The organism is Chitinophaga sancti, from assembly GCF_034087045.1.
Classification (GTDB): Bacteria; Bacteroidota; Bacteroidia; order Chitinophagales; family Chitinophagaceae; genus Chitinophaga; species Chitinophaga sancti_B.
In genome coordinates this window covers 4718398-4729270 of the sequence record NZ_CP139247.1, presented here as the reverse complement: position 1 = coordinate 4729270, position 10873 = coordinate 4718398, and the positions used below count along the sequence as shown (strand labels likewise).

Here is a 10873-nt window from a genome sequence, read left to right as displayed (position 1 = left end):
TAATTAGGGAGGTGTATTTTTCTAATGTTAGTTGAATGTTGCAAAAATAGGTTTGGCTGTTTGACATTCTTTGATTTTAGTAGTTTTGCAAAAATGGTTTATGGCTACTTCTTTCAAAGCAGTTCATTATCAAGTGAATAATGAAGCGCCTGTGCGCCGGGATTTTTATAGAATATGGCTGATCTTACAAAAGGGGGTATTACAGCAGGAAAATGGAATTGAAAAGGTCCAACAACCTGCGTTGATATTTTTACCTCCTTCGGTGGCTTGTAGTTTTGAGCCGGCAGGGAGACAGCGCAACGGGTATTGGTGCATATTTACAAAGGAGTTGATGGATGATCATACCCAGCGATTGTTTCAAACAACTACTCAAATTTTTTATCCTGAAGACCAGGTATTAAAGAAAATTCGTTTTTACTTCGATCAATTAGTACAGGCGTATCATTCAGATGATGTGCATAGATTTTTCAGTGCGTGTAAACTGATTGGATTACTCATGTATGAGGCCAGTTTATTGCAGGTACAAAATGCTGCTGACAGACTGAAAACCCGGTTTATAAATCTGCTTGAAAAACAATATCCTGTTGTTGCCCCTGGCACGCCTGTGAGGTTGAGAAAACCTGCAGATTTTGCGGGGGAATTAGGCGTGCATGTGAATCATTTGAATGCAGTCATACAGCAAACGACGGGCAAAACCACCGGGCAAATAATAGCGGAGCGGATGGTAAGTGAAAGCGTGGCATTGTTGCGATATTCTGATTGGTCGGTAGGAGATATTGCGTATAGTCTTGGTTTTGAATATGCTAATCATTTTACAGCCTTCTTTAAAAAGCATACAGGAGATACACCCGGGGCAATGAGGAAATAAGATTTCTTTGTTTTGGGTAGCTACACCGGGAAAGGTGCAGCTATGGCTGTTTTTGCTTCCTCAGAAAGCAAATGAGAGAAATTTTGGGAGCGTGATTGTAGAAAGATTTTTTTCAGGTATTTTTTCGTAAATTAATATTCTTATGATCGTAGAAGGATATACGAAATCCTTTTTGATCGTGTTAACCGCATATAGATAATCCCCTTCTTTTTAGAGCAATTCCCGAAGTTTTTGGGTTTTAAATCTCAACAAAAATTAAATATTTTTGAATGGAAGTCGTATACGTAGATACCTCGGTATTTGGAGGTATGTTCGACAAAGAATTCTCTGAGTTCAGTATTCAATTATTGAACATATTCAAGAGGGGGAGATTAAAAATGATGATCTCTGATCTTGTGATAGAAGAGCTAAAGGAAGCAAGGAAAGAAGTAATGATGCAACCCGAACAGGTTCCTTACAAGTTCATGATATCTACAAGGCATTCTCCTAAAGCAAAAATGCTGGCAGAAATGTATATCGCAGCAGGGGCTTTAACGATTAAAAGTAAAGGAGATGCGCTCCATGTTGCTACAGCGACTTTGCAGGGAGCCGATGTTTTAGCAAGCTGGAATTTCAGGCACATGGTCAACACCGGAAAGATTGAACTCTTTAATAAAATAAACAAAGAAATGGGGTACCGGTCTATTCAAATAAAGACACCCCGTGACATTTTAAATCCATCATTATGAAATATAAGTACATGACAGAAAAAAATAGCCCATTTATGGCAAAATTAAGGCAAATACGCTTGCGCCATGCTATTGAAATGGAAGCAGATCCGGAAGCATTTGACAAAAAGCTGAGGGAAACCAGTAAGCGCTTTTTTGAGTCGCTGGGTATCACAGATTATGAAAAATATTATGTTGATAATGAGTAATGATCTCAACCTGTTTATAAGGGGATGTATCATAAGTTGCCGGAAGATTCTGAGAATTGCATGTACGAAAATTCTCTCCATCAGTACCCGAATAAAATGAGGCTGTCTCGAAGTTTTGAGACAGCCCCATTCTTTTGTGAACTAAGTTTTTTCTTCTTAAAAAACCCTATAAACTCAATCCTACCAGCAGGTTAGAATTCGATTACAAATCAACCGTATACATACTGCAGGATATTCGCCCACATAAACGTCGACATGAGACCCAGTAGTATCCCTATCCCAATAATGAGGTTGACCAGCCGGAAATTAAGGTTAAACTGCTCCGCTACCACGCTGGCCGTAATGAACGTAGGCATACTCGCTTCAAAAATGCTGATCTTCGCCACATTACCCCATACCCCTGTAATAATGGCCGCCGCCAGTACCAGCAAAGGTGCTATCAGCAACTTATACAACAACACCATTGACAACTGTCCCCGCTGTTTTTCCCAACCATTAAACCGCAACTGCATCCCAATAGAGAACAAGGCCAGCGGCGCCACCGTAGCCGCCAGTTTTCCAAACAATGGTTCTACCGCCGCCAGGTTCACAAAATGCGGTAATGTCAGCGCTGTAATACAACCTATAAAAGGTGGAAATGTAAACAGTTTCTTCAGGATCATTTTGGCCTCTATCGCTGTTCCTGACTTACGATCTCCCTTTATAGCCGTAATAATCCCAACTGTAGACAATAGTATAAACAACACCTGGTCGCAGATAATAGCGATGCTCAGGTACTGCTCTCCAAAATAAGCGATGATCAGCGGAAACCCGATAAAAGACGTATTACTATACCCACTGGCCAGTTCCAGCGTGCTCCTGGACCGCTGCCCATATCGCTTATGCTTCGAATATAACGCTGTAAATAAATGACTCCCCGCCCACACAATCACCGTCGAGGCCAACGGAAACAACATGGACAGCGACCACTGTATAGTAGGAATATATTTTAGCGAGACTGCGGGCAATGCGAGGTACAGTAACCAGGTATTGATTCCTTTATGGGCGTCTGCAGGTAATAATTTAGCCCTTTGCATCAACATGCCTGCCAGCATGCAGACAGCGATTAATATAAAATTATCCATTCTACTTTAACAAAAGTTGTCCTGCAAAATTGGCAAACCCTACCCTGGATTAACTTGCAAAAAAGCGCCAATAATTTGTAATTTTAAGCCATGAAGAAACTTCGGCAGTTTGACGCTTTAGTGATCGAGGCGTTTGTCAAGGAACAATTTCACCAACCCTCCCATTCTCAGAACTATTATGAGATTGTATACATCTTTACTGGCAGTGGCAGGCATTACCTGAATAACAACGTCGTGGATTACCGGGCCAATGACTGGTTCCTCATCTCTCCTGAAGACACCCATTACCTGGAAATAAAGCGAAAAACGCATTTTGGGGTCATAAAATTCACAGATAGTTATTTTAGTGAAAGGCGTTCGCTCATGCCAAATGCACTCCTTAAATTCCAGCCTGAAATGATGATGCGGAACAAGGCATTTAAGGAAATGCGTTTAAACATGGATAACCTTTCCCGAATCAATTTACTCAGAACCATCAAAACCCTCATCGATTCCAAAGACAGCAAAGAAGTGCTCTCCTCCCCTTTCATCTTCTACCAGGTGCTCTCACTCTTCGCCCTCTTCCAGCAACAATGGGGAGACCTGAATACACCCTATAGCTGGAACAATGACAAACAGGCTTTGATATCCTTCATTCACCAACACATCTATGAACCAGAAAAGATCCAGGTAAAACAACTGTCCCAAACCTTCAACATCTCTCAAAACTACTTCGGCAAGTACTTTAAAAACAACTATGGCATCTCTTTCAGAGAATACATTGACAACTACCGGATAAAACTCATTGAAGGCCGCGTTGCAGCCGGTCTTACCCTCCGGCAAATCGCCGACGAATTTGGCTTTACCGACGAAAGTCACCTCTCCAATTATTTCAAAAAAAGAACTGCCACCACCTTTCGCACCTATAAAAAGGACCATTCATCTTAATGCGTATCCTTTTACTACTTCCGAAATGAATCATTTCAATGAAATGTAATATGCGTTGAAGGTCGATTGACGCCCTGGCTTCGTTGTAGCTATAGTGCCAAAAGGGTACCAAAAGAGCACTATAAGGTCACCTCATTATCCCGGGGATATTGAGGTGACCTTATAGTGACCTTATAGTGTCGATATAGTGTCGGTATTATAACGAAGCTATACTATAGCTACGACCCTGGTACATACCTTCCCGGATGCTTCAGAAAGGCTTTTTTGCAGGTTTCAGAACAGAAATAATACCTCTTCCCCTTGTACTCAGCATATACATTTTTATCTATTGCTATCATCCCGCATATTACATCCGCATCCCCTTTCAGGTTCATACCCGTAGGGGCCTGTGGCCAGGCTTCTTCCCTATGCGGGGTATACTGCATGCCCCTTGCCACCATGCCTGCAATGCGGTCTCCGCTATAGCGCTCTACCAGGTGCAGGGCACCATCTATTCCGGAAGTCACTCCAGCAGTGGTCAGGATATTCCCTTCATCTACATAGCGGACGTCTCTGACCAAGGTGATGCCAGGGAATGCCTTTGCAAAATCATCCGCCACAAAGAAGTGGGTCGTGGCTTCCTGATGATCCAGCAAGCCAGCCGCCGCGAGCAAATAAGCACCGGTACATACAGACATCACTATAGAAACACTGTCCTGGTATTGCCTGAGCAGCGATAGCATTGCACTATCCTTTCTAAGCGAATCAATCGTGACCATCGATGCACCGGGAATCACCAGGACATCCGTCTTTGGCATCCGCCGGATGGGGTAATCTGCTTGTATACCCACATGCCCTTCTGTATACACCGGTTCCTGTTTCATTGATACGGTATATAACTGGTAGGCTCCACCTGTTATTTCCCCTGCTTTTGTAAATACATCTGCCGGGCCTGCAAAGTCCTGTAGTTCCACTCCCGGGTATAACAATACCGCCACTTTTACAACCGGCGTTTGCGCATATAGCGCTACCGCTCCCATTAAAAAGGAGACGATTAAAAAAATCATTTTCATGATTAAAAATTAAGAATTATTCGTAAACGTTAGGAGACCGCCAACAGGCATGCCGAGGGAGGGAACCCCGACAATGTAAAAAACCGGTAAAAGCCGGTCAGTAGCACATAGACCGTAATGAGCATAATTAGCATCCTCCGCAAGGTATAAATAAAATAGCCAGCTTTTGATTATTTAACTACAATTGTCTAAATTGTTGAACTGATAACCCGCCTATACCACGTTTTATGCTATGAATGACAAAGATCACTCAAAGGGGAAATTTTGAACATGAATTATCAATGCGGGAAGTATTAATCTCACAGTTGAAAAAGACCGTCGATAAAAATTACAATTAAAATGGATTACTCTAAAAGCCACATTATTGAAGAGATCAACAAACTGATTCCTGATCACAACTTTAAACAAGAACAAATTATTACTTCAGGGAAAAACTATTTTGGCTGGGTAAAAGAGCGAATCGTATGGGATACCCAGGTGATCATTAATGCCGTGAAATGTAACGAACTGGCATTGCCTGACGTAGAGAAGAAAATCAGGTTCCAGCTGGAACAGGAATTCAGGTCTATTATCAAGGTCGAGCCTATATTTTATGATTACTCCAACCTGGAACTGATGGAAGGGGTCGTAAATGGCGTAGTGGCACATTATGGTACACATACAGCAGTGGCCGATATAATGCAGGATGATTCCTGTAAGGATGGCAGCAAACAGGCGGGGTGCATTGTGCTGACCGCAGTAAGGCTACCCAGGATTGCTTAGTTCCGGGCAGCTAAGAAATCAGACAGTAACTGCTTCTGTTCTGTCCTTAAACAGGGCAGCGCTGAAGCAGGTTTGATATTTTTGGTTAAAACTATTTACCATTTGGTTGAAATTCCTATCCGTCAAGTTTAATCAGGACGTTCCACATTACAATATTAGCACAGGCGATCAATATACCTCTTTACCCTTTTCTAAATAACCGGGCAGCATTCAGAATAAAAATCAATTCAGAACCTACATGGATCATTGCGGCTGTCATGGGACTCAAATACCCCAGGAAAGCCAGTACAATGCCGATAGCATCTACAATGATGGTGCCCCAGAAATTAAACTGAATCACATTCATGCATTTCCTGGCAATCGTAATAGCGGTCGCTACTTTTCGTAAGTCATTGTTCGTGAGCACCATGTCTGCACTTTCGAAAGCCACATGGGAACTGGTACCCATGGCAATGCCTACATTGGCTTCCATAAGGGCTGGCGCATCGTTGATACCATCGCCGACCATAATTACTTTGTGGCCACGGGATTTCAGACTGGAAATGTACCCTAATTTATCTGCAGGCAGCAGGTTGCCAATGGCTTCGTCCACGCGCAGACTTTTACCGGTACCCGCCACACTGGCAGCATTATCGCCGGACAATAAAATGGTTCTTAAGTGATGATCATGCAGGTCTGAAATGGCCTCGCGCGCTTCGGAACGAATCACGTCGATGATTCGGGCGCCACCTAAAATATGTTGATCATTACTGATTAAAACAGTTGATTCACCGTTTTGACGGGCTGTATCCAACCATTGTTGTGCAACGTGTAAGTCGATATTGTTTTCAGCAAAAAGACCTGCATTCCCGATCAGGTACCTGGTATTTTGCCGGGAAAATTCTAGCCCTTTTCCAGGGAGGTAATTATAGGTATCATAGTCAACCGGCAGGATAGCTTCCTTCTTTGCAGCATCCATGATAGCCCCGGCCAATGGGTGATCGGAATGCTGCTCGCCAGTGGAAAGCAAGGTCAGAAGCATGTTCCGGCCAATGCCGTCAAAGCTTGTAATGTCTGTAACTACAGCTTGATTCAATGTTAATGTGCCTGTCTTGTCTAAGATTACGGTATCTGCCTGCGCCAGTTGTTCTAAATAAACGCCCCCTTTTATGACTACACCTTCGCGGGCCGCACGACCAATGCCTGCTAAGATTGCGAGTGGCGTACCAGCTGCCACACCACAGGCACCGGTCACTACAAGCGCGGAGATGGTAGCATTTATATTATGCGTAATGAGGTAGGTGATCACCGCACCCCCGAGGGCAAAATACACGAGTCTTGCAGCCAGTTTATCAGCCGTTTTTTCGATGGGGGACTGCGTGGTCCGGATTGATTCCATCACGCCTATAATCCGGCCAAAAACGGTATCTTTCCCTACACTGGTTGCAATGATCTCCAGTACGCCATCCTGGTTGATGGTGCCTGCCAATACTTCGCTATTGAGGCTTTTTTCTACCGGCAACGATTCTCCTGTAATAGCGGCCTGGTTTACAAAGCTGTTCCCTTTGAGCACAATACCATCCACCGGGATATGTGACCCGGGTTTTACAACAACCGTATCCCCGGGTTGCAGGTCCTTAGCGGTTTGTGGCATCAATGCAGCCAACCCCGTTAATGCATCGCGGCCACGATCTACGATCAGGTGTTCCAGTAATTCGGCAATGAGAACAAATAGCGTAATAACCAACCCTGTTGTATACTGCCCTACCAGCAACGTGGCCATTACGGCTATCGACATCGAGAGTTCCATGGTCATATGACGCTCCCTGATAGCGTCAAAAGCCTCTTTAAACATAGGATAACCACAAATCAGGGTGGCTGCAACAGGGATAATGATGTACGGCAAAAAACCGGACAGGGATAGTCCCAGCGCCAGGGCGGCGCCTGCTATCCGGATCAGATCGGATAAATGATATTTCATGGTTCAAAAGTACCCTGGGGCTTTTTCCTAAAACAGGTAAAAAACGAGGATATTTCCGTAATTTTCCTGCATGATTAAAAGTGACTTTGCCCTGGCCATTAAGGAGTATTTTGCAGATCATACCCCTATGCACAGGCATGACTGTTTTGAGATCATCTTTATAAGGGATGGTCGAGGTATGCATTTAATCAATGATAATCAGTTCCCTTATGGCAAGGGTGACCTGTTCCTCCTCAACCCTGCAGACAAACACGCGTTTCTTGCCGCCAGCAGGTCTTCTTTCGTAATTATCGATTTTACGGCAGCGTTATTCGGACGCAATTCTCCTATCGGATACGACAAACCGGAACTGAGTCATTACTTCCGCCAGCTGGAATATATTTTTCAACACGCCGGACATTTTAAAGGGTTCATCGGGTTAAATGAAGCTGACAGGGAATTTTCCGGTGCACTCATCCAAAGGATTGTGACAGAATGGGAGCAAAATGGCATTTTCAGGGAAGTCGTGCTCCAAAATCTTGTTTTTTTACTGTTAAATATCATCGCACGCTATGCCCAACAACCTGTAACAAGTGAAATCCCTGTACAGGTAGAATCGGCCGGCTATGAAATGACCCAGTTTATTCAACATAATATATATGACAACGAGAAGATCAGCCTGAATGGCATAGCTGCCCATTTCAATCTTTCGAAAGATTACATCGGTGCCTATTTTAATAAAAAGACAGGCAAAACCATCCGGCAGTTTATACTGGATTATAAACTGGAACTGGCCAAGAGCCGCCTTAGGTATAGCAGCCTGTCTATTTCCCAGATTGCAGAGGAATTAGGCTTTACAGACGAAAGTCATTTAAATAAATTGTTTAAACGACAGGAAGGCCTGACAGCGGGACAGTTCAGGAAGACATCCCTGAGCAATGGTTTAAGATCAAATACCTCCATCATTGATCAGTTTTAAAACATACTCCATCTGCGTATCCCTGTTTTGCATAAAACCTTCAAACGCAGGCCATACCGTATAATCAGGAATTATCCCCCTACCCTCCGGCTGGTCAGGTTTCACCACCGCATCCTGCTCTACATGTACTATTGAAAACTTCGATTTGATCTTTGAATTCGGCAATTCATATACCAGCGACATGTGTCCATTGTGGTAATAATACCCACCTGTCGTCTCTACCCCAACTACCGTTACATTCCTTGCATATGCTTTCACCAGCGATGCCATGTGCGAACCCGCAGAAGCAACATTTTCATCAATCAGCATATACAATTTGCCTTTATATCCGGGACTTTTTGGATGATAAACAGGGTTGTATTTGGGATTCTGCATATTTCGCCCATTTATTAAAACAGGAAAATAATCCTTTAAAAATTTCTTGCCCTCTACCTTTTCCACCGAATCCATTTTATGCGAGGTAGAAGTGCCCCAGAAGTATTGCTCATATGGAATACCGTCTCCCAAAATGCTATAGGCTACTGCATTCTCTTTGAAATTTGAATCCGTCAGGTACATTACAGGTTGCTCGAAGGTAGGATCGCTACCACCGGGATTGCCACGCAGATCAATGATGAGATTGGGCACATTATTTTGCGCCAGCAACCGGAAAACACTATCGAGGTATTTTACATAACCGGGGAAGCGGGGATCCATATCATCATCCGCCATATTGAATATGCGGAAATTGAACAGACCCGTATTCGGATTGACCATTTTAAAACTATAAGAAGGCTGTACCCGCCAGTCGGTAATACTATCTACCGGTGCGCTATAGCGTTTTGGAAACATCGCATTCCGTTCATCGTTTGTGATGGCAGCAGCAGTGATGGTTTGGGACTGATTACTTCCCGGCGCACGGTAAGCTATTTTAAAGCTATCATTGACACCATATTCATAGAGGTACCTGATACCATAACTTCTATCTACGCTATTGGATTGTTTTTGAGTGATATTAAAGCCATCTGTAGTGCAGTACTTGTAGAAGGATTGCATCAGTTGTTGCGCAGGAACACCGTTAATGCTCAATATTTCAGCGCCTACAGGAATTTGTTCACCGCTGTTATTGAAGACTATTTTCCCTTCTATGTATTTCAATGCATAAGGGAAGAAGGCTTTCTGGCGGTTTAAATATTCCACCAGTGCTGACCCGGGTTCGGTATAGTTGTGACAACTACCTTCAAAATCTGTGAGTTGCAGGATAATATGGAAGAATTCCAGTGTTGTCATGGGCTTTTTTACTTCCTTAAATGCCCATTTATAAATGCTGTCTATCTGCTTTTGGGACCGATACCGGTAAAGGCCTGAATTAGCCGCTTTACGGATGTTAAGAAAAGTGGTCAGGTCAGATTTCATTTCCCCGGGTTTCAGGGTCTTATTGTAGCTCTGAAGGCTATCCTTCCTTATAAGTTGTGCGCTTACCCCCTGGTGGAATAACAGGAGCAATAACAGTACATTTTTCATAGCTGCAAATGTAGGCATGATTTTTTTACCTGAATCATTGAAACAAAACGATGTGAAATGATACAGCAAGATCCCAAAAAGAAACAGGACGAGCCAATAGTAAAACCCGATCCGGAAACCACGGGAGGCCATCCTGAGGAGCATATGGACGGACCGATCTCTACGCTTGTACGCAAAGTGGGAGAAGAAATGGCGTCACATAACGATTTGCCTGATAACGGGGAGGAAGATGAGGAAGATGATAAAAAATAAGTATATTTACAGCAGTGGCATACAGATGATAATCTCCGTATGCCCTGCCGTTATACTTATGTTGAATACCTTATTGCTATCCTTAGTTTTTGCCTGTAATGATGTACCCATAGAACGGGGCATTGATTCTACGCTCATCGTAGCACCTGTAGATACTACTACCCTGACGAACAAGGTTCTCCGCTTTGCCAAAACGCTGAAAGGCACCCCTTATAAATATGGTTCGACCGATCCCGGCGTAGGTGTTGATTGCTCCGGATTTATTACGTATGTGTTTAATCATTTCAGGATCGATGTACCCCGAAGCAGTGTGGGATTTACCAATGAAGGCAGGCCTGTTGCACTGTCAGAGGCGCAACCTGGAGATCTGATCTTATTTACAGGCACTGATAGTACAGTTCGTACTGTTGGGCATATGGGAATTATTACGCAGGTAGGTGACAGTGTTGTGTTTATTCATTCTACGTCAGGGAAGGCGTATGGTGTTACGGAGACTACACTTGATAAGTATTATATGGGACGGTTTGTAAAGGTCATCAGATATCTATAGA

Annotated in this window: 12 protein-coding genes; 8 read left to right on the top strand and 4 right to left on the bottom strand. The window is 43.5% G+C overall.

Annotated features, from left to right (window positions below; all coding sequences use genetic code 11):
- Positions 1-100 precede the first annotated feature (100 nt).
- The 3 genes from SIO70_RS19350 (at position 101) to SIO70_RS19340 (ending at position 1784) form a co-directional block, all read left to right on the top strand.
- The gene (locus tag SIO70_RS19350) at positions 101-868 is read left to right on the top strand and encodes a helix-turn-helix domain-containing protein (RefSeq protein ID WP_320573426.1); all 768 of its coding nucleotides are present in this window, start codon (positions 101-103) and stop codon (positions 866-868) included.
- A gap of 269 nt (positions 869-1137) precedes the next feature.
- On the top strand, positions 1138-1596 hold the full coding sequence (locus SIO70_RS19345) for a hypothetical protein (protein WP_320573424.1): 459 nt from the start codon (positions 1138-1140) through the stop codon (positions 1594-1596).
- On the top strand, positions 1593-1784 hold the full coding sequence (locus tag SIO70_RS19340; protein ID WP_320573422.1) for a hypothetical protein: 192 nt from the start codon (positions 1593-1595) through the stop codon (positions 1782-1784). Before SIO70_RS19345 ends, SIO70_RS19340 begins: the two co-directional genes overlap by 4 nt.
- A gap of 209 nt (positions 1785-1993) precedes the next feature.
- On the opposite strand, the gene SIO70_RS19335 is transcribed toward SIO70_RS19340, so the two are convergent.
- Positions 1994-2908 (bottom strand): AEC family transporter, encoded by a 915-nt coding sequence (locus tag SIO70_RS19335; RefSeq protein WP_320573420.1) that lies wholly within the window; start codon positions 2906-2908, stop codon positions 1994-1996.
- A gap of 90 nt (positions 2909-2998) precedes the next feature.
- Between SIO70_RS19335 and SIO70_RS19330 the strand changes: the two genes are divergently transcribed.
- Entirely contained in the window at positions 2999-3835 is an 837-nt protein-coding gene (locus SIO70_RS19330; protein ID WP_320573418.1) for a helix-turn-helix transcriptional regulator, read from the top strand.
- Between the two features lie 218 nt (positions 3836-4053).
- Here the strand turns inward: SIO70_RS19330 and SIO70_RS19325 are convergent, their stop codons facing one another.
- Positions 4054-4887, bottom strand: coding sequence for a DJ-1/PfpI family protein (locus tag SIO70_RS19325; protein ID WP_320573416.1), 834 nt, complete (start codon positions 4885-4887; stop codon positions 4054-4056).
- 339 nt (positions 4888-5226) lie between these two features.
- On the opposite strand from SIO70_RS19325, the gene SIO70_RS19320 reads away from it, so the two are divergent.
- Positions 5227-5649, top strand: coding sequence for a hypothetical protein (locus SIO70_RS19320; protein WP_320573415.1), 423 nt, complete (start codon positions 5227-5229; stop codon positions 5647-5649).
- Between the two features lie 181 nt (positions 5650-5830).
- Here the strand turns inward: SIO70_RS19320 and SIO70_RS19315 are convergent, their stop codons facing one another.
- A complete protein-coding gene (locus tag SIO70_RS19315) occupies positions 5831-7609 on the bottom strand; it encodes a cation-translocating P-type ATPase (RefSeq protein ID WP_320573413.1) in 1779 nt (592 codons plus the stop codon).
- 70 nt (positions 7610-7679) lie between these two features.
- Between SIO70_RS19315 and SIO70_RS19310 the strand changes: the two genes are divergently transcribed.
- Positions 7680-8567 (top strand): AraC family transcriptional regulator, encoded by an 888-nt coding sequence (locus tag SIO70_RS19310; protein WP_320573411.1) that lies wholly within the window; start codon positions 7680-7682, stop codon positions 8565-8567.
- On the opposite strand, the gene SIO70_RS19305 is transcribed toward SIO70_RS19310, so the two are convergent.
- Positions 8538-10088: a S41 family peptidase gene (locus tag SIO70_RS19305; protein WP_320573410.1), complete on the bottom strand. Its 1551-nt coding sequence runs from the start codon at positions 10086-10088 to the stop codon at positions 8538-8540. The genes SIO70_RS19310 and SIO70_RS19305 overlap by 30 nt on opposite strands.
- Before the next feature lie 39 nt (positions 10089-10127).
- Here SIO70_RS19305 and SIO70_RS19300 point away from each other — a divergent pair, with 39 nt between their 5' ends.
- Both SIO70_RS19300 and SIO70_RS19295 read left to right on the top strand, forming a co-directional pair.
- A complete protein-coding gene (locus SIO70_RS19300) occupies positions 10128-10322 on the top strand; it encodes a hypothetical protein (RefSeq protein ID WP_320573408.1) in 195 nt (64 codons plus the stop codon).
- Positions 10300-10872, top strand: coding sequence for a C40 family peptidase (locus SIO70_RS19295; protein ID WP_320573406.1), 573 nt, complete (start codon positions 10300-10302; stop codon positions 10870-10872). Before SIO70_RS19300 ends, SIO70_RS19295 begins: the two co-directional genes overlap by 23 nt.
- Position 10873 lies beyond the last annotated feature (1 nt).

What these genes read in the sequence shown, in the direction of transcription:
- SIO70_RS19350 (WP_320573426.1), top strand. Translation starts at nt 101, where the DNA reads ATGGCTACTTCTTTCAAAGCAGTTCATTATCAAGTGAATAATGAAGCG.
- SIO70_RS19345 (WP_320573424.1), top strand. Translation starts at nt 1,138, where the DNA reads ATGGAAGTCGTATACGTAGATACCTCGGTATTTGGAGGTATGTTCGAC.
- SIO70_RS19340 (WP_320573422.1), top strand. Translation starts at nt 1,593, where the DNA reads ATGAAATATAAGTACATGACAGAAAAAAATAGCCCATTTATGGCAAAA.
- SIO70_RS19335 (WP_320573420.1), bottom strand. Translation starts at nt 2,908, where the DNA reads ATGGATAATTTTATATTAATCGCTGTCTGCATGCTGGCAGGCATGTTG.
- SIO70_RS19330 (WP_320573418.1), top strand. Translation starts at nt 2,999, where the DNA reads ATGAAGAAACTTCGGCAGTTTGACGCTTTAGTGATCGAGGCGTTTGTC.
- SIO70_RS19325 (WP_320573416.1), bottom strand. Translation starts at nt 4,887, where the DNA reads ATGAAAATGATTTTTTTAATCGTCTCCTTTTTAATGGGAGCGGTAGCG.
- SIO70_RS19320 (WP_320573415.1), top strand. Translation starts at nt 5,227, where the DNA reads ATGGATTACTCTAAAAGCCACATTATTGAAGAGATCAACAAACTGATT.
- SIO70_RS19315 (WP_320573413.1), bottom strand. Translation starts at nt 7,609, where the DNA reads ATGAAATATCATTTATCCGATCTGATCCGGATAGCAGGCGCCGCCCTG.
- SIO70_RS19310 (WP_320573411.1), top strand. Translation starts at nt 7,680, where the DNA reads ATGATTAAAAGTGACTTTGCCCTGGCCATTAAGGAGTATTTTGCAGAT.
- SIO70_RS19305 (WP_320573410.1), bottom strand. Translation starts at nt 10,088, where the DNA reads ATGCCTACATTTGCAGCTATGAAAAATGTACTGTTATTGCTCCTGTTA.
- SIO70_RS19300 (WP_320573408.1), top strand. Translation starts at nt 10,128, where the DNA reads ATGATACAGCAAGATCCCAAAAAGAAACAGGACGAGCCAATAGTAAAA.
- SIO70_RS19295 (WP_320573406.1), top strand. Translation starts at nt 10,300, where the DNA reads ATGAGGAAGATGATAAAAAATAAGTATATTTACAGCAGTGGCATACAG.